General features: G+C 43.7%; 22 protein-coding genes. 8 read left to right on the top strand and 14 right to left on the bottom strand.

From position 1 onward, the window contains the following. The first annotated feature begins 5 nt into the window (after window positions 1-5). Together WAE59_RS01885 and WAE59_RS01880 are read left to right on the top strand one after the other, a co-directional pair. Window positions 6-1,190 (top strand): glyceraldehyde-3-phosphate dehydrogenase, encoded by a 1,185-nt coding sequence (locus WAE59_RS01885; protein WP_337855352.1) that lies wholly within the window; start codon window positions 6-8, stop codon window positions 1,188-1,190. Between the two features lie 33 nt (window positions 1,191-1,223). Continuing rightward, window positions 1,224-2,156: a M28 family peptidase gene (locus WAE59_RS01880; protein ID WP_337854227.1), complete on the top strand. Its 933-nt coding sequence runs from the start codon at window positions 1,224-1,226 to the stop codon at window positions 2,154-2,156. 6 nt (window positions 2,157-2,162) lie between these two features. On the opposite strand, the gene WAE59_RS01875 is transcribed toward WAE59_RS01880, so the two are convergent. The 5 genes from WAE59_RS01875 to WAE59_RS01855 form a co-directional block, all read right to left on the bottom strand. Then, a complete protein-coding gene (locus tag WAE59_RS01875; RefSeq protein WP_337854226.1) occupies window positions 2,163-2,429 on the bottom strand; it encodes a hypothetical protein in 267 nt (88 codons plus the stop codon). Window positions 2,430-2,556: 127 nt separating this feature from the next. Next, window positions 2,557-4,197: a S41 family peptidase gene (locus tag WAE59_RS01870; RefSeq protein WP_337854225.1), complete on the bottom strand. Its 1,641-nt coding sequence runs from the start codon at window positions 4,195-4,197 to the stop codon at window positions 2,557-2,559. An 82-nt stretch (window positions 4,198-4,279) separates the two neighbouring features. Further along, window positions 4,280-4,894 (bottom strand): HAD family hydrolase, encoded by a 615-nt coding sequence (locus WAE59_RS01865; RefSeq protein WP_337854224.1) that lies wholly within the window; start codon window positions 4,892-4,894, stop codon window positions 4,280-4,282. Continuing rightward, the gene (locus WAE59_RS01860; RefSeq protein ID WP_337854223.1) at window positions 4,894-5,214 is read right to left on the bottom strand and encodes a hypothetical protein; all 321 of its coding nucleotides are present in this window, start codon (window positions 5,212-5,214) and stop codon (window positions 4,894-4,896) included. Before WAE59_RS01860 ends, WAE59_RS01865 begins: the two co-directional genes overlap by 1 nt. Window positions 5,215-5,216: 2 nt before the next feature. Next, window positions 5,217-5,867 (bottom strand): ABC transporter ATP-binding protein, encoded by a 651-nt coding sequence (locus WAE59_RS01855; RefSeq protein ID WP_337854222.1) that lies wholly within the window; start codon window positions 5,865-5,867, stop codon window positions 5,217-5,219. 238 nt (window positions 5,868-6,105) lie between these two features. On the opposite strand from WAE59_RS01855, the gene WAE59_RS01850 reads away from it, so the two are divergent. The 3 genes from WAE59_RS01850 (at window position 6,106) to asnS (ending at window position 10,948) form a co-directional block, all read left to right on the top strand. After that, a complete protein-coding gene (locus WAE59_RS01850; RefSeq protein ID WP_337854221.1) occupies window positions 6,106-7,707 on the top strand; it encodes a DUF4153 domain-containing protein in 1,602 nt (533 codons plus the stop codon). A gap of 71 nt (window positions 7,708-7,778) precedes the next feature. Next, window positions 7,779-8,969, top strand: a complete 1,191-nt coding sequence (sucC, locus tag WAE59_RS01845; RefSeq protein ID WP_337854220.1) for an ADP-forming succinate--CoA ligase subunit beta — start codon at window positions 7,779-7,781, stop codon at window positions 8,967-8,969. Window positions 8,970-9,499: 530 nt separating this feature from the next. After that, entirely contained in the window at window positions 9,500-10,948 is a 1,449-nt protein-coding gene (asnS, locus tag WAE59_RS01840) for an asparagine--tRNA ligase (protein ID WP_337855351.1), read from the top strand. A 68-nt stretch (window positions 10,949-11,016) separates the two neighbouring features. On the opposite strand, the gene WAE59_RS01835 is transcribed toward asnS, so the two are convergent. Continuing rightward, window positions 11,017-12,687, bottom strand: a complete 1,671-nt coding sequence (locus tag WAE59_RS01835) for an FMN-binding glutamate synthase family protein (RefSeq protein ID WP_337854219.1) — start codon at window positions 12,685-12,687, stop codon at window positions 11,017-11,019. Window positions 12,688-12,763: 76 nt separating this feature from the next. Here WAE59_RS01835 and WAE59_RS01830 point away from each other — a divergent pair, with 76 nt between their 5' ends. Then, window positions 12,764-13,390 (top strand): L-threonylcarbamoyladenylate synthase, encoded by a 627-nt coding sequence (locus WAE59_RS01830; RefSeq protein WP_337854218.1) that lies wholly within the window; start codon window positions 12,764-12,766, stop codon window positions 13,388-13,390. A 43-nt stretch (window positions 13,391-13,433) separates the two neighbouring features. Here WAE59_RS01830 and trpA read toward each other — a convergent pair whose 3' ends face one another. The 6 genes from trpA to recR all read right to left on the bottom strand — a co-directional run bounded on the left by trpA (window position 13,434) and on the right by recR (window position 18,688). Then, window positions 13,434-14,201, bottom strand: coding sequence for a tryptophan synthase subunit alpha (gene trpA, locus WAE59_RS01825; RefSeq protein ID WP_337854217.1), 768 nt, complete (start codon window positions 14,199-14,201; stop codon window positions 13,434-13,436). A gap of 2 nt (window positions 14,202-14,203) precedes the next feature. Further along, on the bottom strand, window positions 14,204-15,385 hold the full coding sequence (gene trpB / locus WAE59_RS01820; protein WP_337854216.1) for a tryptophan synthase subunit beta: 1,182 nt from the start codon (window positions 15,383-15,385) through the stop codon (window positions 14,204-14,206). Next, window positions 15,382-16,014 (bottom strand): phosphoribosylanthranilate isomerase, encoded by a 633-nt coding sequence (locus WAE59_RS01815; protein ID WP_337854215.1) that lies wholly within the window; start codon window positions 16,012-16,014, stop codon window positions 15,382-15,384. The genes trpB and WAE59_RS01815 overlap by 4 nt, the downstream gene beginning before the upstream one ends. Then, window positions 16,011-17,003 (bottom strand): anthranilate phosphoribosyltransferase, encoded by a 993-nt coding sequence (trpD, locus tag WAE59_RS01810; RefSeq protein WP_337854214.1) that lies wholly within the window; start codon window positions 17,001-17,003, stop codon window positions 16,011-16,013. The genes WAE59_RS01815 and trpD overlap by 4 nt, the downstream gene beginning before the upstream one ends. Window positions 17,004-17,249: 246 nt before the next feature. Further along, window positions 17,250-18,065: an SDR family oxidoreductase gene (locus WAE59_RS01805; protein WP_337854213.1), complete on the bottom strand. Its 816-nt coding sequence runs from the start codon at window positions 18,063-18,065 to the stop codon at window positions 17,250-17,252. 5 nt (window positions 18,066-18,070) lie between these two features. Further along, window positions 18,071-18,688, bottom strand: a complete 618-nt coding sequence (recR, locus tag WAE59_RS01800) for a recombination mediator RecR (RefSeq protein WP_337854212.1) — start codon at window positions 18,686-18,688, stop codon at window positions 18,071-18,073. A gap of 83 nt (window positions 18,689-18,771) precedes the next feature. Between recR and WAE59_RS01795 the strand changes: the two genes are divergently transcribed. Both WAE59_RS01795 and WAE59_RS01790 read left to right on the top strand, forming a co-directional pair. Then, a complete protein-coding gene (locus tag WAE59_RS01795) occupies window positions 18,772-20,280 on the top strand; it encodes a sodium:solute symporter (RefSeq protein WP_337854211.1) in 1,509 nt (502 codons plus the stop codon). A 20-nt stretch (window positions 20,281-20,300) separates the two neighbouring features. After that, on the top strand, window positions 20,301-21,008 hold the full coding sequence (locus WAE59_RS01790) for a TIGR00730 family Rossman fold protein (protein WP_337854210.1): 708 nt from the start codon (window positions 20,301-20,303) through the stop codon (window positions 21,006-21,008). Here WAE59_RS01790 and WAE59_RS01785 read toward each other — a convergent pair. Together WAE59_RS01785 and WAE59_RS01780 are read right to left on the bottom strand one after the other, a co-directional pair. After that, on the bottom strand, window positions 21,005-21,598 hold the full coding sequence (locus WAE59_RS01785) for a DUF502 domain-containing protein (protein WP_337854209.1): 594 nt from the start codon (window positions 21,596-21,598) through the stop codon (window positions 21,005-21,007). The genes WAE59_RS01790 and WAE59_RS01785 overlap by 4 nt on opposite strands. Before the next feature lie 26 nt (window positions 21,599-21,624). Then, window positions 21,625-24,081 (bottom strand): bifunctional UDP-N-acetylmuramoyl-tripeptide:D-alanyl-D-alanine ligase/alanine racemase, encoded by a 2,457-nt coding sequence (locus tag WAE59_RS01780; RefSeq protein ID WP_337854208.1) that lies wholly within the window; start codon window positions 24,079-24,081, stop codon window positions 21,625-21,627. Window positions 24,082-24,083 lie beyond the last annotated feature (2 nt).

The following is a 24,083-nucleotide window of genomic DNA, read 5'->3' as shown; positions in this document are numbered from 1 at the left end:
CCCGAATAGATCTCGGACGCCTGGCCTCCGAGTGGCTTCAGGACAATAATCATTATGCCTCGATTCAAGATTTTGTACTGAGCAGACTACATAAACATGTCGGTAGAGATAAAATCAAGCTGAAACCAAAAGACGTAGTATTGTTCGGCTTTGGTCGCATCGGAAGGATCATCGCACGAGAACTGATATTGCAGGCGGGAAAAGGAGAACAGTTGAGGTTACGCGCCATCGTGACAAGAAGTTACAGTGATGAAGAACTGATCAAAAGAGCCGAATTGCTGCGTACAGATTCGGTACACGGACCATTCAGCGGAACTGTACTCGAAGATTTTGAAAACAAAGCCTTGGTCATTAATGGACAAACAATATACTTTATCGCAGCAGCACAGCCTGAAGACACAGATTATACGGCATATGGAATTGAGGATGCGCTGCTAATTGACAATACCGGCATCTTTCGCGACCGAAATGGACTGAGCAGGCACCTGCAGGCAAAGGGCATCAGCAAAGTACAACTAACTGCACCGGCAAAGGGCGATGTCCCAAATATCGTAACTGGGATCAATGATATCATCACCAACTTTGAAACAGAACAAATCTTTTCAAATGCTTCTTGTACAACAAATGCCATAGTACCGGTACTTCAACTGATAGATGATGCATTCGGCATTGAAAAAGGACATATAGAGACCGTACATTCTTATACCAATGACCAGAATCTACTGGACAATTACCACAAAAAATACCGGCGTGGAAGAGCAGCCGCACTCAATCTCGTGATTACAGAAACAGGTGCAGATAAAGCAGTTGCAAAGGTCATTCCACATCTGGGCGGAAAACTAACAGGAAATGCTGTACGGGTACCCACTCCAAATGTTTCCCTGGTGATACTGAACCTTTCGCTAAATAAAGTAAGCAGTAAAGAAGAAGTCGCCGACATACTCAGACAGGCTTCATTATTTGGAGATCTATCGGAACAGATCGAATATTCTATTTCCAACGAATTGGTAAGCAGCGACCTGATTGGCAACAGCCACGCAGCGATTATAGATGGCCCCGCTACGATACTTTCAAAGGACAAAAAATCGCTCATTCTCTATGCATGGTATGACAACGAATATGGATACGCCAGGCAAGTATTGCGCCTGACAAAAAAACTTTCGGGAGTGTTGCGTTTGACTTATTACTAGTATCTTAGCAATAGATCATCTTAAGATTCATCTATGAAAGCCTACTTATTATTATCGCTGGCCCTACTGATAAGTTGCACTACTGTCAAAAAAACAGATGCCCAGCCCGGAAACCAACTGCTAAAAGACGTTGAAATCCTTTCTTCTGACGCTTATGAGGGAAGAAAAACTGGTACCAAGGGTGCTGAAATGGCCAGAACTTACCTCAGCAGCAGATTTAGCGAAAGCGGGATCAAAGTATTAGAAAGTTTACAGGGCTACGAACAAGCTTTTACATTCATCAATGGTAGCGAAACGATAAACGGCAAAAACTTGCTGGGATATATACAAGGGACTACCGATAGCATTATTGTGATCTCTGCGCACTACGATCATATCGGAATCATCAACAATGAAATCTATAACGGCGCAGACGATAATGCTTCCGGTGTAGCCGGCCTGCTTAAAATTGCGGCCCATTTTTCAAAGCAAAAGCCCAATTACACATTGCTATTCGCTGCTTTTGACGCTGAAGAAATGGGACTTAGGGGAGCGAAAGCTTTCCTGATCAATCCGCCTGTAGTTTTGTCCAAAATAAAATTGAACGTCAATATGGATATGATCAGCCACAATGATAAAGGCGAACTCTATGCATGTGGAACTTTCAAATACCCTGAGTTAAAAAAATATTTCCATACCAGCAGCCCGAACGTAAAGGTGCTCTTCGGACATGACGATCCAAAATTGGGACATGATGATTGGACCAATCAAAGTGACCAGGGCGCATTCAACGAAAAGAACATCCCCTTTATTTATTTTGGCGTAGAGGATCACAAAGATTACCACAAAACCAGTGATGAATTCAAAAATATCAATACCGCATTTTTTATCGATGCTGCTCAGTCAATCCTGGAGATTGTAATCAACATCGATAAAAAAAGGGATATCAAAAGTCTTTCAGATGAAAAACGCAGAATGATCAAATGATCAATTCTAGAAATCGATATCTATCAAACTGTTCAATGGAATGTGTATCCCATTCTTAAGCTGCAGATACCTCTCGGTCACTGACCATACAGTCGTATTTACGGTCTTTGCTCCCCTTCTGGTGTTAAATGTAATGTCGGCCTTAGATTTGAATTCATTACCCAGCCTCTGAGCAGAGTTGAGTTTACCCCTTAATTCTTCTGAGTGATTTTGATCGGCTGGTATAATTTCACTAACCACAATTGATTCTTTCGCTATTAATTCCCCTATCATAATATAATACTGTTTCTTACTTAAATATGCATTTTATCTACTAAACTAACAATAGCATATAAAAAGAGTGACACAAAAAAGACCTGCAGGTTTTGCAGGTCTTTTTTGTGTATTCCTAAGATCAGAATCACTTTCTGGGTGTCCTCCTGTCTTCGATCATCCCAATAAACTCCTTATTTGTATTGAACTCCGCAAATTCACTTTTGAGTCCTTTCGACAGACCGGAAACGCTCAACACCTTCTCTCTCGAAGCCACACTCGTAGCCCCCGCATTGGGAACCAGCACCTTTATGGCCTGTGCGAGTAAGGACTCTGAAGGATTGCCAAAATCAAAATCACCATAATCTTCATCCAGCGACACATCCGGGGCCATTCCACTGAAATAACCTCCCTGGTCGAGCGAGTTCTTGGTCTCAAACATGGAGAAAAACACATCGTATTTATTCTCAATTCTGACGGGAAAGAATCCAATCGGCTTACCATAAGTCTTCAAACCTACCAATTTCACGTTCATTTTTGGCTTTAAGCTGTTAATGACCAGCTCGCTTGCAGATGCAGTGCCTCCAGATACAATAAACACAACATTAGTGACATTTGTCAAATTACCCTTCTTGTTAAACGAATAGGTGTTATTTGCCACCGAATAATCTTCATCATCAAAATAGTTCAGCATACGTCCATTACTGTAACGAACCTTATCATTGGCATCAAGCATCGGTTGGTTCTTCAATATGGTTGCTTTTTTATTCTGCATGGTCGAGTTGAAATATTCCTTATACATCACTCCGGTGGCGGTAGTAGGTGCGATCAGATTCACCAGGTGTTCTGCGGTACTTACGTACCCTCCCCCGTTGTAGCGGAGATCAACTACCAGGTCGGTGACGCCTTGGGTATAAAAGTTATTAAATTCAGCCGTCAGTGCAGAAACAGAATTAGCTGAGCTTGAAAATCTCGCATAAGCGATATAACCTATCTTCTTTCCACCCACCGTAAGTACATTCGTTTTATAGATCGGGTTGCTTTTGTAGGAAGTCTTATTTAAGGTAAGATCGAATGCTGTACCATCTGTTTTAAATCCAGCTATAGATAGCGTAGCAGGATCACCAAAGATTGTAGAATTGATCAATATGCGTTCTGTACTGAAGTTAGCTGTAGAGCCAATACTGGTACCATTGATTCTGGTGATATAAGCTCCGCGCGTAAGACCACCGACATCAGCAGGAGAACCCTTATCGACCGCCAGAATATATAGCTTATAAGTCGGAGAATTGTTTACCGATACAGCTTTTACAGAGTAAATTCCCTGATCGTTTCCGTTTCCTTCCAGATCAACGTCAGACTTTTCATTCGGAACAGCGGTCACGGCCACAGGATTTCTTGTGGCAATATCCTCGATATAAGAATATTTCGGATAAGAGGGATTAGCAGTACGGTACTCATATGGCTTTCCGGTTGCTGGATCTAATTTAATCTGTGTAAGTGTAAACAACTCGTTCTGATAGTTGGCACCATACTTTCTTGGTTCGAAATCGTCGTAAGAAGGCAGTGCGTCATTCCAGTAGTAGACATGTTTGGCATACAAGAACAAAGAGTCATTGCTGAGCTCTGTACGATTAGTGGTAGTTGTCTGCTTAACATTGGATCCGGAAACCGACGGATCTACCGGCTCCGGACTGGGCTGTGACTTATTTTTCTTACATGCACTAAACAGTGCTGTAATCACCAACGCAGCAACAACAGAGTGGTTTTTATACCTAAAGCTTTTCATCAGAATGAGTTTTGAATTAAGAGAGTGGGTCAATTTGGTTTTATGGAATACAATATCCATATAATTAGCTGTATTAACGTAATTAAGTTAATAATAGTTCATTAACATTTAAAAATTCAATCCCTGCTTTTGATGCACAAGTTCTGTCAAGATCAGACTGTCCGACATATAAGACTTCATTTTTTTGTAATCCATGTTTGGAGACCAGCAGTTCAAGACCATCAGCTGATGGTTTCGAAGCCGTTTCCGCAGCAAAATAAACTGTCAGGTATTTTTCCATACCATTCCATTCAATTTGCTTGATCTTATTGAGCTGCATCGCCGGGTCGCCATCAGTAAATAAAAATAATTGCTTACGTTCCACAACTATAGCTTGTAATAATGCAAGTACTTCGTTGTACAACAATAATTTCAAGGGTAATCTTGCTCCCAGTAAAAGTAAGTCAAAATTTACTTTGTATTTCCCTGGAATCCGCAGACGCTCTGCAGTTTGCTCGAAAAGCGCTTCTTCACCCCTTTCCAGATAAATTTCCTGCATGACGTTCAGGATTTCTGTTGCGCTAATTTGTTCTCCATATTCAATGAACTGTGCAAACAGATAGTAAACCTGCAACAAATAATCCTTTTTTGGAAATAGCACATCGTCCAATTCAAATACAAAAGCCTTTTTCTCCTGAAGGTATTTTTCTATTTTCATTACCCGGATATTACCTGTCCTTTTTCAGGTACTAAAATGTTGATATTAAACTCCTGGAACAGGACACTGGATTTGATAACCTCTTCAATTTCAAAATCATAGAGCGGCATCAGTGTATCTACAGCCTGATCAAGACAAATGGTTAATAAATTATGTGCTATAATGGTATCATTTCGTTCTCCGATAGAAATGAAACAGTATTTATCCGAAGGAAACTGAGGGGCATCACCATAATCGGCCAACACCACATCGCTGTCATTAAAAGTATTTTTTATTTTTAGGGCCTGGATAGATTTCCCGCCAGTGATAAGTATTTTCAAATTTATATAATTAACCCGTCTTTCATCGTCACCACCCTATCGCTGATCTTTGCCAAGCCTTCGTTGTGCGTAACGATGACGAACGTTTGTTTAAAATTGTCTCTTAATGTAATAAAAAACTGATGCAGGGAGTCGGCATTGGCAGAATCGAGATTACCTGATGGTTCATCTGCCAGGATAATGGCCGGCTTATTAATGAGCGCCCTCGCCACAGCAATCCGCTGCTGTTCTCCACCGGACAGTTCATTCGGCTTATGGTTTGCGCGATCTGTCAAACCCAGGAGCTCCAGCAATTCTGCCGCCCTTTTCTCGGCATCCTTCTTTGCAATCCTGGCTATAAAAGCCGGGATGCAAATATTCTCCAGTGCAGTAAATTCAGGCAGCAAATGATGGAACTGGAATACAAAACCAATATTTCTGTTGCGAAATACGCTAAGCAGCTCACCCGACAATGCGCTTACTTTAGTACCATTCAACTCCACGCTTCCCTCATCAGGCTTATCCAAGGTACCCAGGATATGCAACAAAGTGCTTTTCCCTGCTCCGGAAGCGCCTATAATACTTACAATCTCCCCCTTCCCGACTTCAAAATCAACTCCTTTTAATATGGGTAGATTCCCATAAGATTTTTTAATACCTGTGGCCTTTAGCATAACTGCAAACTTAATAAAAACATCAGACAACCTTAAATATTAAGGCCGTTCTTAAAAATGTAACCATAGGATTTGCTTTTCAGAAAATAATACATAGCTTTGAAAAACAAAGTACTTTTGTTTACGCAGCCGAAAGGCTTATTTTTTGATTCACTTACTTTGAAAAACAAAGTTCTTTTACGAAAAGACACAAACCCTAATAGAGCATATTCATAATAATCTCAACATAAAACAATACATGAAAAAGCAAATTAACTTACACCTTTACGCCATTGTCTGTGGCGGGCTTCTTTTCAACTACCTTTTTTGGATGGAGAAACAAGCGATTAATCTGATGATCTATTCTCTCTTCATTCTGATCGTGATTTTAATAGACAAAGAGAAGCAGAAAAACAAAAAAGTTTACCTGGCTATGTCCGCACACGTGCTCAGCGCACTTACTGTGGTAATGAATCAATCAAACTTAACGGTTATTGCCTGGTATATCAGTTTGGCCATACTGACGGGTGTCGTCCATTTCTCCTTATTAAAAAGCACCTTTGTAATTGCCTTTGCCGCCTTCCTTCAATTCGTTACGGCACCTGTAAACCTTTTCAAGGAAATCGCAAACACTCATTTCGGGGGTCTTTCCATCACTCCATTGCTCAAAATCTTCAAATATGTTTTCATTCCTATCATTGCAACTTCATTGTTCTGTATCCTCTACAGTATCGCCAGTCCTGTTTTCGCGAAGTACCTTCAGCAATTTTCTGCATCACTTGGCACCTTGTTGAGCCAGTTATTCACATTCCTGTTTGCAGACCTCAGTTTTAACAGGCTACTCCATATCGTATTGGGGATTGTGATCACCACAGCAGTCCTGCTCAAGCTAAAAGACAATTCCCTGGAAAAGGCAGAATTGGGTCTTGACGAAGAGCTGAAACGAAAAAGAAGAAGCAACATCAATCGCTCAATAGGCTACGAGATCATGTCGGTTTTTGCAGGGAAACTATTGAAGAGAAAATTGGCTCTAAAGACAGAAAACATCATCGGCATCCTCTCCTTTCTGGCACTGAACTTACTGTTGCTTTTCTTAAATAGTATAGATATAGCAACCCTTTGGCTCGGCGAATTGAAACAAGGCACAAATTATTCCGCTGAACTTCATGAAGGCACCAATGCTTTAATCATCAGCATCATTATGGCAATGGTAGTCATTCTTTATTTCTTCAACGGAAACCTGAATTTTTACAGCAAAAACAAGACAATCCGCGTATTGGCTTATTTATGGATCATTCAAAATGCGTTTTTAGTATTATCTGTAGCACTCAGGGATTTTCAATATATTGATGCACATGGCCTTACTTATAAACGAATCGGGGTATTGATCTTTCTTATATTATGCAGTGTCGGACTGCTGACGGTTTACCTGAAGGTAGCAAAGAAAAAAACATTATTTTACCTTTGCAGGGTCAATGGTCTGATCTGGTATCTGCTGTTGATCCTATCGGGACTTGTCAACTGGGACCTCCTCATCATCGGGTATAACCTGAATAACCGGAATAATATAAGTCTGGATTTTGATCACCTGATGGGCCTATCAGACAATACGCTCCCGCTCCTGGATCAGAACAGGTTTTTGTTAAATAAAATCCGCCGCTCTGCGTCATTTCTTCCCTACACAAATCGAAGTATTTATGTAGCTACCCATGAAGACCAAAAACTACAAACCGAAGCCTTCAACAAGTATCTGGACGACCGCATCAGGCATTTTGAGGAACAATACAGCGAGACCACATGGCTTTCATGGAATTACCGTGATTGGCAGACACAGCAGTATTTCCTTAAAAACAAAAAATAGTGTAACAATCACCGTCATTGCTTTGTATAAAGACTCGGAAGTTGTAGATTTGGATCAAATTTTTTCAGCGAATGAATATCCACGAATATCAAGGTAAAGAAATACTTAAAAGTTTTGGAGTAGCCGTACAGGAAGGTATAGTTGCCGACACGGTAGAGCAAGCTGTAGAAGCTGCTAAAAAAATGAAAACTGACTACAATTCAGACTGGGTTGTGATTAAAGCTCAGATCCACGCAGGTGGCAGGGGTAAAGGCGGTGGTGTAAAACTTGCCAAAAACCTTGATGAGGTTAAAGAGAGAGCCACTGCAATCTTAGGAATGCAATTGGTTACCCCACAAACAGGCCCTGAAGGCAAGAAAGTCAACAAGATTTTGGTAGCGCAGGACGTTTATTATCCTGGAGCTTCGGAAACTAAGGAGTTTTACATCAGTGTACTATTGAACCGTGCAAGCGGAAGAAATATCATCATGTACTCTACCGAAGGTGGCATGGACATTGAAGAAGTGGCAGAACACACGCCTCATCTGATCTTCAAGGAAGAAATTGATCCAAAAGTTGGCCTTCAAGGCTTCCAGGCAAGAAAGATTGCTTTCAATCTGGGCCTTAGCGGTGCTGCGTTCAAAGAAATGGTCAAATTTGTATCTGCACTATACAAAGCTTATGACAGTACTGATTCTTCGATGTTCGAGATCAACCCCGTATTGAAAACTTCAGATGATAAAATCATTGCAGTAGACGCGAAGGTAGACCTTGACGAAAATGCATTGTTCCGTCACCCAGACTATGCAGCAATGCGTGATAAACTTGAAGAAGATCCTACAGATGTGGAAGCAAGCGAGTCTAACCTAAACTATGTTAAACTTGACGGAAACGTGGGTTGTATGGTTAATGGTGCAGGCCTTGCGATGGCAACTATGGACATCATCAAAATTGCAGGTGGTGAGCCGGCTAACTTCCTGGATGTGGGTGGTACTGCCAATGCACAAACTGTTAAGGCCGGATTCAACATCATCCTTAAAGACCCAAATGTAAAAGCTATCCTGATCAATATCTTTGGAGGTATCGTTCGTTGTGACCGTGTTGCTCAAGGTGTGATCGACGCTTATAAAGAAATGGGCAATGTGCCAGTTCCTATCATCTGCCGTCTTCAAGGCACCAACGCCGAAGAAGCTAAAAAACTGATCGATGAATCAGGATTGAAAGTTTATTCTGCAATTGCATTAAAAGAAGCTTCAGATTTAGTAACTAAGGTATTGGCCTAAGTCAACTAAACTATATTAAAAAAGGGTATCCAAATTGGATACCCTTTTTTTTTGCCAAAAAAATTACATAATAAAATTGTCCAAAAACAAGAAGAGGCATACAACTATCCAATTGTATGCCTCTCTAACCAAATATAAATTAAACGAGCATTACAAATATAGGTACTTTTATTACATTTCACAATATATCTCAATAAAAATTAAAAAAATATACTAACAAATTGATTTTAAACTATAAAAAATTGAAATAACACACATAAAAACGAATTGAAACCTGAATAAACAGTAAAAACAACAACAATACAACACCAAATTCACCTAAAAAATCAATAAAATAAACAAAACACACAAAATAAACACGCAAATAAACAATCATACTAAATAAAATCCACAAAAACACATATCAAAACCGGACATAACCCAAAAAAAATCACTGCAAAACTCAAAAACCACTCAAAACGCAGACATTATACATTAATCCTTATTTATTGATGGAAATCCTTATTTTTGACCTGCTCCACAATAAAATCATGATTAAAAGAGAAAAAGTTAAAAGTCTGTTAGAGACAAACGAGTTTAACAGGGAAGTTACTGTTATGGGTTGGGTGCGAACCTTTCGCAACAACCAGTTTATTGCTGTAAATGATGGTTCCTGCATAGGGAATATCCAGGTTGTGGTCGACTTCAATAATACACCGGAGGAATTATTGAAGCGCATTACTACCGGCGCTGCAATAGCTGTTACTGGAACAATAGTAGAGTCGCTAGGAAAAGGACAGCGTGTAGACATCAAAGCGGAGTCTATAGAAATCCTCGGTGATAGTGACCCAGAGAAATTCCCCCTGCAACCTAAAAAGCACAGTCTTGAATTTTTAAGGGAAATTGCACATCTCCGTTTCCGGACTAACACCTTTAATGCGGTATTTAAAGTACGTCATGCGCTTGCCTTTGCGATACATCAGTTTTACAATGAACGAGGTTTTGTGTACATGCACACGCCGGTGATTACTGCTTCAGATGCAGAAGGCGCAGGAGAAATGTTTAAAGTGACCACACTGGACCTCGACAATCCTCCCCGCACTGAAGAAGGTAAGATCGATTTCTCAGAAGATTTCTTTGCCAGAGCTACTAACTTAACTGTTTCAGGCCAACTGGAAGGAGAGCTGGCAGCAATGGCGTTTGGACAAATTTATACTTTCGGACCAACATTCAGGGCCGAAAACTCCAACACCACCCGCCACCTGGCGGAGTTTTGGATGATTGAGCCTGAAGTAGCATTCGCTGATCTGGAAGACAACATGCAGCTGGCAGAAGACATGCTGAAATATGTCATCGACTATGCGCTGAAAAACTGCAAGGAAGAACTGGAATTTCTAAACGGACGTTTGCTGGAAGAAGAAAAATCGAAACCACAAAACGAACGCAGCGAACTTTCACTCATCGACAAACTCAATTTCTGTCTGAGCAATGATTTCGAACGCATTACGTATACGGAAGCAATCAGGATCCTGAAATCCTCTAAACCCAACCAGAAGAAACAGTTCAAATACTTAATCGACGAATGGGGTGCCGATCTTCAATCTGAACACGAACGTTTCCTGGTAGAGAAACATTTCAAAAAGCCTGTAATCTTAACGGATTACCCGGCAGATATCAAATCTTTCTACATGCGTCAGAACGAACCTGACGAACAAGGGCGTCAAACCGTTGCGGCCATGGACATCCTGTTCCCAGGCATCGGCGAGATCGTTGGAGGCTCACAGCGTGAAGAAAGACTGGATCGCCTTACCAAGCGTATGGAAGATATGAACATCCCTCAGGAAGAGCTGTGGTGGTTCCTCGACACCCGCAGGTTCGGTTCCGCCCCACACTCCGGTTTCGGACTGGGCTTCGAAAGGCTTGTGCTTTTCGTGACCGGCATGACCAACATAAGGGACGTAATTGCATTCCCACGTTTCCCAAGAAACGCGGAATTCTAAAAAAAGTCTTATAAAAAAAAACAGGCTCCCGGAAAAATTTCCGGGAGCCTGTTTTTTTTTATAAACACTTAAGGCTTACTCTTACCTTCGTCCAACTGATCTGCATAAGAATTTGCATGCGCATAATCAACAAGAGATACTTTATAATCGCTAGGATTGAAACTTGAGGAAACACTCAACGCCATTCCCAACTCAAACCTCAAGGGATAAGGCGTCTTCAACAAACTTCCTTCAGGTATATAAGGGAAACTCTCCATGTACGACTGCATGACGTTTGGTGCAATCCTACGATTGATGTAAGCCCTGGTCAATTGATAAGGATGGTGAAGTCCCGCAGCACCCAGCAACTCCACAGCGCTTGCCACGGTCAACCTATGGAAATTAAATACCCGCACCGTTTTATCTTCAACCACCAAACCCTTCATCAGGCTTGGATCCTGTGTAGCTACTCCGGTCGGACAAGTATTACTATTACATTCCAACGCCTGAATACAGCCTAACGCAAACATCATACCTCTGGCCGAATTACAGAGATCGGCACCAAGGGCGATGTTCTTCACCAGGTCAAATCCAGACGCAACTTTCCCGGAAGCAATGATCTTAATGTGTTTCTTGAGGTCAAAACCAGTCAGCACATCGTACACAAAAGCAATAGCTTCACGTAAGGGCATGCCCACCGCATTCGAAAATTCCTGGGGAGAAGCACCCGTTCCACCTTCACCCCCATCCACAGTGATGAAATCTACATAAATACCGGTCTCTACCATCGCTTTGCAGATCGCAAAGAACTCACTCCTTCTACCAATACAAAGCTTTATGCCAATTGGTTTACCACCTGACAAATCCCTCAACTGCTTTACAAAGGCCATCATCTCCAGAGGTGTTTTAAAAGCGGAGTGCGCAGGCGGAGAAATGACATCAAAACCCTCTTTCACCAATCTGATTCTGGCGATCTCCGGAGTCACCTTACGTGCTGGTAAAATCCCGCCATGACCAGGTTTAGCACCCTGCGACAATTTAATCTCAATCATTTTTACCTGCTCCGTTTTAGAGCGCTTGGCAAAAGCCTCCGGATCAAAGGATCCATTATCGTGATTTCTGCAACCGAAATACCCGGTTCCAATCTGCCAGATCAGATCTCCACCTGGATTAGCATGATAATCACTGATCCCGCCTTCACCTGTATTGTGTGCAAAACCTCCCATTTTCGCACCCCCATTCAAGGCCATAATGGCATTCTGGCTCAGAGAACCGAAACTCATCGCCGAGATGTTGTAAATACTGGCCGAATAAGGCTGTGCACAATCTGGCCCGCCCACCAGAACCCTGGGATTTTCATTCAGTTCGTGATGACTGATCGCCGAAATGCTATGGCTCAGCCATTCATACCCGTTTTCATACACATCCAATTGTGTACCGAAAGGAATGGTATCATTTTCCATCTTAGCGCGCTGATAGATCAGGGACCTGCTCAGGCGGCTGAAGGGCTTACCATTCGTATCACTTTCTACAAAATATTGATATACTTTAGGCCGCAGGTCTTCCATAAAATACCGCAACCGACCCACTACAGGATAGTTCCTCACAATACTGTGTTTAGGTTGATATAAATCGTAGATACCCAACAAGATAACAGGCCCTACAAATAGGTAAGCCCAATAAAAAGGCGGCCAGGCCAGACTGATCATCAGAATAGCTGAAACCAGAAATGCAGCAACTGCAACAAATGCTTTTCTCATAACCCTTAATTTAATAAAAAATATGCCATTAAAAGGAATTCAGGGAGTTTAGGCGCAATAATTGCTAAATTTACATATGCTTGTCAAAATCTATCCGGAGAATCCAAATCCAAAAGCAATCGAACAGGTTGTAGAAGTCCTGAAAAAAGGGGGGATCATCATCTATCCTACTGACACAGTTTATGGTCTGGGATGCGATATCACCAACCAAAGGGCAATCGAGAAGATATGCAGATTGAGAGGCATCAAGCCCGAAAAGGCCAACTTTTCGTTCATCTGCTCTGACCTCAGGCACATTTCCGATTACATTAAACCGATTGACACAACAACATTTCGGGTATTGAAAAAGGCTTTGCCAGGACCTTTTACTTTCATCTTCAATGCCAACAATAATGTACCGAAACTCCTAAGCTCTAATAAGAAGACGGTAGGTATCAGGGTACCAGACAATGCCATTGCCAGAGAAATTGTACTGCAATTGGGCAACCCGATTCTATCTACCTCCATCCACGACGATGATGATGTGATCGAGTATTCTACCGATCCGGAACTGATCCACGAAAAGTATGAGGAAAGCGTTGATGTGGTGATTGACGGGGGGTATGGCGACAATGAGCCTTCTACAGTGGTCGACTGTACTTCTGGCGACTTTGAGATTATCCGCCAGGGCAAGGGAGATTTGGAAAGCATTATAGGAGATTAATATAGGGGCTTCAGGCCTGGCAGACCTGAAGCCCCCTAAACAATTATGCTTTAAACTTTTGCATAAAATTCCTTACACTTCCCTTGATGTCCATGGCATCCAGGCTTTTTACGAAAGCACTACCGATAATTGCACCGTTTGCGTACAGGCAAGCCTTATCAAATGTCTCCTTGCTACTGATTCCAAATCCAATAACCGTAGGATTTTTCAATTGCAACGCGGCTATACGCGAGAAATATGCTTCCGTTTGATCGCCAACCTGTAAATTCTGTCCGGTAGTTGCCGAAGAAGACAGCAAGTAAATGAATCCGTTACTCAAGCCGTCAATTTTCTGAATCCGCTCCGGCGAAGTCTGAGGGGTAATCAAAAAGATATTGCTCAAGCCATATTTTTCAAATATCGGCGCATACAACTCTTCATATTCTACCATTGGCAGGTCCGGCACGATACAGCCGTCTACACCAATCTCCGCACAGGCTTTACAGAAATTTTCGACACCGAACTGCAACACAGGGTTCACATAACCCATCAGCAACACCGGAATTTTCACCGTTTTGCGCAGGTCCTTCAACTGCTCAAATAGAAGCTTAAGGTCCATCCCATTGTCCAGCGCAGCCTTACTGCTTGCCTGGATCACAGGGCCATCTGCCACCGGATCAGAATAAGGAAAGCCAATTTCCAGTAGATCTGCCCCGGATTGTTCCAGCGCTTCCGCAATCGCCATGGTATCATTCAGGCTGGGATAACCTGCAGTAAAATATATAGATAATATGTTTTTCTTTTCCTGAAATAACCTTTGTAAACGTCCCATTCTTATAAATTAAAATATTTCATATACGTATCCATGTCTTTGTCGCCCCTGCCCGACAAACAGACCACTACATTCTCGCCACCTTTAAGCTCCATCTTTTCCAAATAGGCCAGCGCATGCGCACTCTCTATTGCTGGGATGATGCCCTCCATCTGGGTAAGCAGCAGACCCGCCTGTAAAGATTCATCATCGGTAATAGATACATACTGACCACGACCTGTTTTAAACAAATGGGCATGTTGAGGACCAATACCCGGATAGTCCAGCCCTGCCGACACCGAATGTGGCTCTACCACCTGCCCGTCGTGGGTTTGCATCAGGATGCTCCTGCTGCCATGTAGCACGCCTTCCTTGCCTAAGCTGGTAGTGGCAGCAGAGAAACCGCTGTCCACACCTTTACCTGCAGCTTCCACCGCGATCAGCTTCACCTTTTCATCATCCAGGAAATGGTAGAACATCCCCATCGCATTGCTACCGCCACCTACACAGGCCAACACATAATCAGGCTGGTCAGTACCGGTCTGTTCGATCAGTTGTTTTTTTGTTTCTTCAGAAATGATGGACTGAAAGATCGCCACCATATCCGGATAAGGATGTGGACCTACCACAGAACCGATGATGTAATGAGTATCTACGGGATTGTTGATCCAATCGCGCATTGCTTCGTTCGTCGCATCTTTCAGTGTTTTACTTCCTGAAGTTGCCGGCACCACTTTAGCCCCCAGCATCTTCATGCGTGCCACATTGGGTGCCTGGCGTTTGATGTCCACCTCACCCATATACACCACACATTCCAATCCGCGGAGTGCGCAAACAGTTGCCGTAGCCACGCCATGCTGACCCGCCCCTGTCTCTGCAATGATCCTTTTCTTACCCAGCCTTTCTGCCAGCAAAATCTGACCGATGGTATTGTTGATCTTATGTGCACCGGTATGGTTCAAGTCTTCCCTTTTCAGGAAAATATTCGCATTGTATTTTTTAGACAGGCGCCTGGCCAGGTACAGCGGTGAAGGCCGCCCCACATAATCCTTCAGCAATTGATGAAATTCCTTCTTGAAATCTTCATCTGCTATAATTTTCAGGTAGTTTTCCCTAAGTTCTTCTACATTTGGATACAACATTTCCGGGATATAAGCCCCTCCGAAATCTCCATAGTAACCCTTTTCATTCACAAAATAGCTCATAGTTGTGTTTTAAAAATCTTCAATCTATCTATATCTTTCAATCCCGGTGCCAGCTCAAATTTACTGTTGACATCTATCGCGTACAAGCGGGGATCATTTATCGCCTTCAGTGCAGCCACATGCTCCGGTCCAATTCCACCACTTAAAAAATAAGGCTTATCGAGTTGGTATCCCCTAAGGAGTTTCCAATCAAACTGCTTTCCTGATCCACCATGATCCGGGGTTTGGGTATCGAACAAAAAATACGCTACACAGGATGCATAAGCAGCAAGCACGGAAAAATCAAAGTGTTCATCTACGCCAAAAGCTTTGATCAGTTCAATTCCCGTTTCAGCCAGGAGGCCTTTCAGCGCCATACAGTACTTTACCGGCTCCTTCCCATGCAGTTGTATAGCCTCCAAGCCATACAGCAAGGCCATTTCTGCTACCTTATGGAGTTCTTCATCTACAAATACACCTACTTTTTTAATCCCCGGAGGCAGATCCTTCACAAATGAGGGGGTTAGCCCATCGATGAACCTTTTAGAAGGCCGGTGGAAAATAAAACCGATGTAATTCGGCTGCAGCGATGCCAGGGCCAGGATATTATCTGGTAGTTTCATCCCGCAAACTTTTAATTGTGCTGTCATGCTCTGTTGGTTAATTTATTGAAGCTTTCCAATGCTTTTTTGCCGATCAGTGAAGCTTCCGCTTCATAGTAACAGTCGGAGAAAGATTTGCTGCTGTCGATAGTCTGTATGGCCAGGGCCGCATTGCAGAGCACTACATTTTGCTGCGCATCAGTTCCCCTCCCGCTGATCACGTTCATAAAAATTTCAGCCGACGATTCTACCGTATCGCCACCCTTGATCGCCTGTTCATCGATCTCAGAAAAACCAAGATCCGATACTTTCAGTAAAGCCTCCCCTTTTTTACTAAAGGTCTTTACATCGCATGTCAACGAAACCTCATCAAATCCATCTACTGCATGAAGGATCGTATAGTTTTTGTCCGTATCCTGGTACAGATAAGCGTACAACCTTGCAAGCTCCAGGCTAAATACGCCCACGATCTGATTTTTAGGCTGCGCCGGGTTTACCATAGGGCCCAGCATATTGAAAAAAGTTTTCACGCCGAGCTCCTTACGGATCGGCGCCACAGTTTTCATTGCGGGATTGAATAAAGGCGCATGGATAAAGCAGATTCCAGCTTGGTCCAGACTGCGCTTCAATGTATCCTGGTCATTGCTGAAACTATAGCCGAGGTATTCCATCACGTTTGATGATCCACAGCCTGACGACACCCCATAATTACCATGCTTTGCCACATTGTGCCCCGCTCCTGCGACTACAAAAGAGGCAAGGGTAGAGATGTTGAAAGTATCTTTACCATCCCCTCCCGTGCCGCAAAGGTCTACCAGCTCATAGTCTGAAAAGTCCAGCTTAATACAGAGGTCGAGCATCGCATCCCTGAAACCCTGAAGCTCCTCCACCGTAATGTTGCGCATGCCATAGGCGGTGATGAAAGCTGCAATCTGAGAAGTATTGAACTCACCCAGTGCGATGGAGGTCAGGATTTTCTGTGCTTCAGCACGGCTAAAGGTCTTGTTTTCAAATAAGTGATTTAATATCTTCTTCATGTTATGCTACGCTCATCCAGCGGTTTTCAAAAGGTTATAAACAAAAAAAGGGCTGCTTTAAAGCAACCCTCATGTATATTTTCTATATAAAATAAAACGTCCAAAACAGGGTTACACTACGCAATTGCGTTGTGCCACCACCAGTTGTTAAGTCCGTTTGTTAGTATCATCAAAAGCAAATATGGAATTGTTTTTGCAAAGCAGCAAATCTTTTCCTAAAAATTTTGAATTTATTTTGAAAGCAAGCTATTTGATCAAGGCGTTCTTTTCTTTGGTAAAATGATTGAACACCAGTTTATCTGCCAGCGACGGCAACAATTTGTTCAACCAAACAGTGAGTTTGCCCTGCCCTGTGATCACAAGGGTACGTTTTTTAGCGGCAATGCCCTCAGCAATCCGGAAGGCTACCTCTTCCGAAGTCATCATCTTGCCTTCTTCCATGCTGGTTTCGCCATGCGACAGACCATCTTTCGATAACGCCGCAACCCGGATATTGGAAGTGGTAAAACCAGGACAAGCGACCATCACATGCACCCCGGTTTTCAGTAACTCTGTTCTCAGCGATTCCATAAAACCATTCATAGCAAACTTGGAGGCCGAATATCCGGTACGACCCGGTAATCCCCTGTAGCCAGCAATGGAAGATACACCTACTACGGTCCCTTTGCTTTTCAAAATCTCTGTCAAAGCATATTTGGTACAATAAACCGTTCCCCAGAAATTAACGTCCATCAGGTTCTTTAACACAGAAAGCTCAGTTTCATTAAACAGCGCACGCATCGATAGCCCTGCATTGTTCAGCAATATGTCGATCCGGTTGAAAGTCACCAGGGCCTGTTTTACGATCAGCTCACAATCCGCAGCTACACTCACATCAGCCTGTACTGCAACTGCTTTTATGCCATACTGTTTTTCCAGCTGGGCAGTAATTTCACATAGGGTCACATACTGTCTGGCTGCCAGCACCAGGTTTGCTCCTCTTTTGGCAAATTCCTCTGCACAGGCCTTTCCGATACCAGAAGATGCACCGGTAATGATGACTACTTTATTTTTAAAATCCATTGTCTTTATTTAATTAAGGAATTTTCGTAAGGTACCCTCGTAACAATGGACCTTCCCAGGGTGATCTCATCCGCATATTCCAGTTCACCTCCAAAGGCGATTCCCCTTGCAATAGTGGTAATCGGGATCTGAAAATCTTTGAGCCTCTTGTACAGGTAAAAGAGGGTGGTATCCCCTTCCATCGTGGCACTCAGCGCCAGGATCACCTCCTTCACCGGGGTAGTCGCCACCCGCTGTACCAGCGAATCGATGTACAGATCAGATGGTCCCACCCCATCCATCGGGGAGATAAGGCCGCCCAGCACATGATATACACCAAAATACTGCGAGGTATTCTCTATGGCCATCACGTCCCTGGTATCTTCCACCACGCAAATCACTTCTTTGTCCCTTTTCTGCGCAGCACAGATCTCACAAATCTGCTGATCAGAGATGTTGTGACAAATTCCGCAGTGTTTGATCTCCCTCCGCAACCTCACAATGGCATTTCCAAACTGCTCTACTTCTTCCTGCTCTTTGTTCAGCAGGTGCAGCACCAGGCGCAAAGCAGTCTTCTGCCCCACACCCGGCAACTTCGAGAATTCGTTCACTGCATCTTCAAGCAATTTGGAGGAAAAGTTCATCCTGCAAACTTAGATAATTTTATGTTTTATGAAGGTAAATTCATCATGGTTTCTTACATTTAGCATCTTAACCGACCAAAATCATGAGTCCAGCAATACTCCTTTCCTTCCTAATTGGCTATTTCCTGCTGCTGATCATCATCGCATTCGCAACTTCAAAAAAGTCCTCGGACAATTCAACTTTTTTTATTGCCAATAGGAATTCGAAATGGTACCTGGTCGCTTTTGGAATGATCGGTACGGCGCTTTCCGGCGTCACCTTCATATCCGTTCCCGGCGAAGTCGGTGCACCTGCCGGAAACCAGTTCCAATACTTCCAGTTTATCCTGGGCAATGCAGTGGGCTTCATTGTCATCGCTACAGTCCTGCTTCCGCTTTATTACCGCATGAACCTGACCTCTATCTATGGCTACATAGAGCAGCGGCTGGGTCATTATAGCTATAAAACTGCAGCCTCCATTTTCCTGATCAGCCGTACCATCGGCTCTGCCTTCAGGCTATATCTGGTGGTCATCGTCCTGCAACGCTTCATATTCGACAGCTATGGCATTCCCTTCTGGGCCACCGTGCTAATCTCCCTACTGCTGATCTGGTCTTATACTTTCAAAGGTGGCTTGAAAACCATCATCATTACCGATACATTGCAGACCTTCTTTCTGGTACTCTCTGTATTCCTCACTTTGTATTTCATCTGCAGCAGCCTTGGCCTGGATATTCCACAAACCTTTGAAACCATCAAAAACAGCGGATATTCCAAAGTCTTTTTCTTTGAAGATTTCCTCACCAATAGCTTCCATTTTAGCAAGGCATTCATCGGTGGTGTCTTTGTGACCATTGCCATGACCGGCCTGGATCAGGATCTGATGCAAAAAAACCTGAGCATGAAAACCATTGGTGAAGCCCAAAAGAACATGTTTACCTTCACCGGAATTTTCGTGGTGCTGAACATCTTCTTCCTCAGCGTAGGGGCACTTTTATACATTTACGCTACTAAAAATGGCATAGAGATCCCATTAGATCACGTCACAGGTAAACCCAGAACAGACTTTCTCTTTCCGGAAATCGCACTGAACCACCTGACGACTGTTCCTGCCATTATTTTCATGCTGGGCCTCACCGCAGCTACTTTCGCTACTACCGATTCTGCCCTAACGGCACTAACTACCTCTTTCTGTGTTGATTTTCTGCAGATGAATAAAGGAGAGAACCAGAATTCCGCAGCTTCCGTCAACAAAAGGCATGCTGTTCACGTAGGCTTCTCCATCCTGATGTTTCTGGTCATCATCATTTTCAACGCATTCAACGATGAGTCTGTAGTAAAAGGGATATTTAAGGTAGCTTCCTATACCTATGGGCCTTTATTGGGCCTATACAGCTTTGGCCTTTTTGTGAGAAAAAGAGGCTTGCACGACAAACTGGTTCCTTTGATCTGTATTGTCTCTCCGGCCATATGTTATGTACTGAACAACAATTCTGCAGCACTGCTCGGCGGCTATACGTTTAGTGTAGAACTGATCCTGGTCAATGGACTCATTACCTTCATCGGTCTACTCCTGATCAGTAAGAAAACAGATCAGCAAACCAAATTCTAAGACATTTAATACCTATAAGCATGACAAGTGAAGAGAAAATAAGAAGCGCTTTTGAAAACAAAAACTGGCAGGAAATCAAAGTAACAGACTCCTGGCAGATCTTTAAAATCATGGCCGAGTTTGTAGACGGCTTTGAGAAACTGGCGAAAATAGGCCCTTGTGTCTCCATCTTCGGGTCTGCCAGAACAGCCGAGACCAATCCTTATTATGAGATCGCCGTAGAATGCGGACGGCTCCTGACCGACCGTGGTTATGGCGTCATCACCGGAGGTGGTCCGGGTATCATGGAAGCGGGTAATAAAGGGGCACATATGAACGGTGGTAAATCCGTAGGACTTAATATTGAGCTGCCTTTTGAGCAGTTCCACAACAAATACATCGACCACAATAAACTCCTGGAATTTGACTACTTCTTCATCCGTAAGGTGATGTTCATGAAATATTCGCAGGGATTCATTGTACTTCCAGGGGGTATGGGTACTATGGATGAACTTTTTGAAGCCATTACCCTCATCCAAACCGGGAAGATTGCGAGATTCCCCATTGTATTGGTCGGTAAAGATTACTGGGGCGGACTGCTCGACTGGATCACCAATACCATGCTGAAAAAGGAGCACAATATTCATGAAGAAGATCTGAACCTGTTCCGCTTGGTAGATACTGCAGAAGAGGCTACAGAACACATCTTCAGGTTCTACGACAAGTATGTACTGAAACCAAATTTCTAGTTCAAATGACTTACGCCTCCTGATACCACGAGTTTCATGGCTTCAGGAGCGCTCATGTCCAGAGCTTTGATCTTCTCGTTCTTCACCACATAAACCTGTCCTGCAAAAGAATAGGAAAAAGGAAAATACACGATCGATTCACCCGGGAGTCCGATTGCAGAAAGGTCGCCCTGTGTCAGGAAGCCGATCCGTTTCAACTCCCCTTCCACTTCGACCAGCACCGGATTGTTAAATTTCTTCTCATCACCCACAAAGGCCTCGGTGAGGTCTTTTATAGAAGAATAAATGAAATTGAGAATAGGCAAGCGGTCCAGGATCTTTTTGAACCAACGGTACATGGGTTCCGTGACAAAATTGGTCACAAATATCCCTGCCATTAGAATGATCGCAATTACCAGTACAAGGCCCAGTCCGGGTATATTTCTACTGGCGCCCGTATGCGGATCTACGCCGAGGATGTTATTGATGTTCAGCCAGCTGTCTACTGTAGTGACTGCCCAAATGACAATAAAAATACTCAGTGCAATAGGAAGCACAATCAATAAACCCTTGATCAGGTAATTCAATAAGGCTCTACCAATTCTATTCATGCCGCAAACTTAGAGAAAGTTAGCCGCTATTCATAAAAATAGACGCGTTTTACACGTTGTGAGATATTCGTCAATATTTCATAAGGGATGGTGCCGATCTGCTCAGCCAGTTTTGCGATGGTCAGTTGCCCATCAAACACGATTACCTCATCTCCAGTCTTCACGTTCAAACCCGTCACGTCCAGCATACACATGTCCATACAGATCACACCCACAGTGGGCACCTCTTTTCCATTGACCAGCATCTTCCCTACCCCGTTTCCAAACTTTCGGTTATAACCATCCGCATAGCCTATTTTTACGGTAGCGATCGTTCCACCATCGGGCAGCATACCCTTTCGGCTATAGCCTACCGTTTCATTCGCCTTGATCTGTTTCAGCTGCGTGATAGTCGTTTTCAGTACAGCCACAGTTTGCAGTCCCTTATTATTCAGCAGTGCTCCGTCGAAACCGTACAGTCCTATACCGATTCTCACCATATCCAACTGCGCTTCGGGGTGCCTGCTGATGCCAGAGGTATTGGAGATGTGGCTGATAAAATCGTAACCAAGGCCAGCCCTTACCGTTGCTGCTATTGCGCTGAAGCGTTCCAATTGATGTGCCGTAAAACCGTCATGTTCAGCGGCATCGCTCGCTACCAGATGAGAAAAAACAGAAGCCAGCTTCAGCTTTTTGTTTTCCGAAAGCTCCTTCATCAATTCAGGAAGATCGGGCTCTTCAAATCCCAAGCGGTGCATACCGGTATCTATCTTTAGGTGGACCGGGTAATCCTTTTCCTGTTCATGCAGTGCGGCACTGAAGCGCTTCAGGATTTCCAGGTTATAAATCTCCGGTTCCAGTTTATACTTTACGATTGCATCAAAAGCAGAAGGCTCAGGGCTCATCACCATAATTGGCATCGTGATCCCCGCTTTCCGCAATGCCAGCCCTTCATCTGTATAAGCTACAGCCAGGTAATCAACCTTATGGTACTGCAATAAATTGGCGATCTCAAAACTACCGCTGCCATAGGAAAAGGCCTTCACCATGGCCATCACCTTCACACCCGGCTTCAGTTTATTTCTATAAAACTGCAAGTTGCCCGACAGCGCATTCAGATCGATCTCCAGCACCGTATCATGAATCTTCTGCACGATCAGTTTACTGATCCGCTCAAATTCAAAACGCCTGGCACCCTTCAGCAAAATGGTTTCATTGTTGAAATGCAGGGCAGGGAAATCATCTATAAATGCCTGCGTGCTCTGATAAAACGAACACTCCAGGTCAAACAGGGCCGCTGCTGCCGAAAGGTGTTCCCCAATACCGATCAGCCTGTTTACATTTTTCTGTTTCAGCAGGGCAGCAATCTCAGCATACAAAACCGCATCGCTTTTACCCGTCTCATAAAGATCAGAAAGGATCAGGGTCTTTTTAGGATGCTGGTTTTGCAGGTTCAAAAAATCCAGCGCAATGGCCAGAGAAGAGGTATCGGCACTGTAAGAATCATCGATCACCGAGCATTGGTTGATACCGGTTTTCAGTTCCAGTCGCATGCTCACCAGTGTTAGTTTCTCCAATCCGGCATCTGCCTGGGCCGGCGTATAACCCAGGGCCAGCAAAGTTGCCCAGCAAATGATGCCGTTTTCCAGCGAAGCCCGGTCACTGAAAGGGATCAGGCACTCGATTTCCTCGCCTTTATAGATTGCCCGAAGGTAATTGCGTCCCTCTATAGGCTCAACAAACAGAATCTTCAGATCCGCCTGCTGCTTCATACTCCAGGAAAACTTTCGCTTGCCCGGCAGCTCATCTGTTTTGAGCCCTGCCGTATATTCCGGGGAGTAGACAAACAGGTCCGTATCTTTGAAGAGCTTTAACTTTTCCAGCAATTTCTCCTGGGTAGAAGCAAAACCTTCCGCATGCGCTTCACCTATATTCGTGAGTATACCCACTGTTGGCCGGATCACTTCGGCCAAAGCCTCCATCTCTCCCGCCCGGGAAATGCCCGCTTCAAAGATGCCCATGGTATGGGCGGCGCCAATCTGCCAGACAGAGAGCGGTACTCCGATCTGGGAATTGAAACTTTTTGGGCTGCGTACAATATTATAATCCGCTGCCAGCAACTGGTACAGCCATTCTTTTACAATTGTTTTCCCATTGCTACCTGTGATGGCCAGGACTTTCAGCTCATGTTGTGCCCTGTTGAAGCCGGCCAGCGTCTGTAATGCTTTCAGTACATCTGGCACTAAGAGCATATTGGCATCAGGATAGCGCGCTACATATGCAGGATCGCTGATAACGAAGCTCTTGATGCCATTTGCATAGGCATCGGACAGGTATTCATGTCCGTCACGTTTAGCACTCAGCGCAAAGAATAAAGATCCCTCGGGATCGATCACACTACGGCTATCGATCACCAGTTTACTGATCCGTGTTTCCTCAGAAAGAAAGGCTTTGGCTTGTAAAATTCCGGCTATGTGCTTTACAGAATAGATGAATTCGCTCATGC

This window comes from Pedobacter sp. GR22-6 (assembly GCF_037402555.1).
Classification (GTDB): Bacteria; Bacteroidota; Bacteroidia; order Sphingobacteriales; family Sphingobacteriaceae; genus Pedobacter.
The sequence above is the reverse complement of the archived record's forward strand: the minus strand, read 5'-3'. Positions and strand labels throughout refer to the sequence as shown.

Excerpts from the sequence above, each read along its gene's own strand:
- recR (WP_337854212.1), bottom strand. The coding sequence starts at position 18,688 with ATGAACTTTTCCTCCAAATTGCTTGAAGATGCAGTGAACGAATTCTCG.
- WAE59_RS01850 (WP_337854221.1), top strand. The coding sequence starts at position 6,106 with ATGAAAAAGCAAATTAACTTACACCTTTACGCCATTGTCTGTGGCGGG.
- WAE59_RS01875 (WP_337854226.1), bottom strand. The coding sequence starts at position 2,429 with ATGATAGGGGAATTAATAGCGAAAGAATCAATTGTGGTTAGTGAAATT.
- WAE59_RS01830 (WP_337854218.1), top strand. The coding sequence starts at position 12,764 with ATGCTTGTCAAAATCTATCCGGAGAATCCAAATCCAAAAGCAATCGAA.
- WAE59_RS01880 (WP_337854227.1), top strand. The coding sequence starts at position 1,224 with ATGAAAGCCTACTTATTATTATCGCTGGCCCTACTGATAAGTTGCACT.
- WAE59_RS01805 (WP_337854213.1), bottom strand. The coding sequence starts at position 18,065 with ATGGATTTTAAAAATAAAGTAGTCATCATTACCGGTGCATCTTCTGGT.
- WAE59_RS01785 (WP_337854209.1), bottom strand. The coding sequence starts at position 21,598 with ATGAATAGAATTGGTAGAGCCTTATTGAATTACCTGATCAAGGGTTTA.
- WAE59_RS01870 (WP_337854225.1), bottom strand. The coding sequence starts at position 4,197 with ATGAAAAGCTTTAGGTATAAAAACCACTCTGTTGTTGCTGCGTTGGTG.
- WAE59_RS01815 (WP_337854215.1), bottom strand. The coding sequence starts at position 16,014 with ATGACAGCACAATTAAAAGTTTGCGGGATGAAACTACCAGATAATATC.
- asnS (WP_337855351.1), top strand. The coding sequence starts at position 9,500 with ATGATTAAAAGAGAAAAAGTTAAAAGTCTGTTAGAGACAAACGAGTTT.
- trpD (WP_337854214.1), bottom strand. The coding sequence starts at position 17,003 with ATGAAGAAGATATTAAATCACTTATTTGAAAACAAGACCTTTAGCCGT.
- sucC (WP_337854220.1), top strand. The coding sequence starts at position 7,779 with ATGAATATCCACGAATATCAAGGTAAAGAAATACTTAAAAGTTTTGGA.
- trpA (WP_337854217.1), bottom strand. The coding sequence starts at position 14,201 with ATGGGACGTTTACAAAGGTTATTTCAGGAAAAGAAAAACATATTATCT.
- WAE59_RS01835 (WP_337854219.1), bottom strand. The coding sequence starts at position 12,687 with ATGAGAAAAGCATTTGTTGCAGTTGCTGCATTTCTGGTTTCAGCTATT.
- WAE59_RS01795 (WP_337854211.1), top strand. The coding sequence starts at position 18,772 with ATGAGTCCAGCAATACTCCTTTCCTTCCTAATTGGCTATTTCCTGCTG.
- WAE59_RS01790 (WP_337854210.1), top strand. The coding sequence starts at position 20,301 with ATGACAAGTGAAGAGAAAATAAGAAGCGCTTTTGAAAACAAAAACTGG.
- WAE59_RS01855 (WP_337854222.1), bottom strand. The coding sequence starts at position 5,867 with ATGCTAAAGGCCACAGGTATTAAAAAATCTTATGGGAATCTACCCATA.
- trpB (WP_337854216.1), bottom strand. The coding sequence starts at position 15,385 with ATGAGCTATTTTGTGAATGAAAAGGGTTACTATGGAGATTTCGGAGGG.
- WAE59_RS01780 (WP_337854208.1), bottom strand. The coding sequence starts at position 24,081 with ATGAGCGAATTCATCTATTCTGTAAAGCACATAGCCGGAATTTTACAA.
- WAE59_RS01865 (WP_337854224.1), bottom strand. The coding sequence starts at position 4,894 with ATGAAAATAGAAAAATACCTTCAGGAGAAAAAGGCTTTTGTATTTGAA.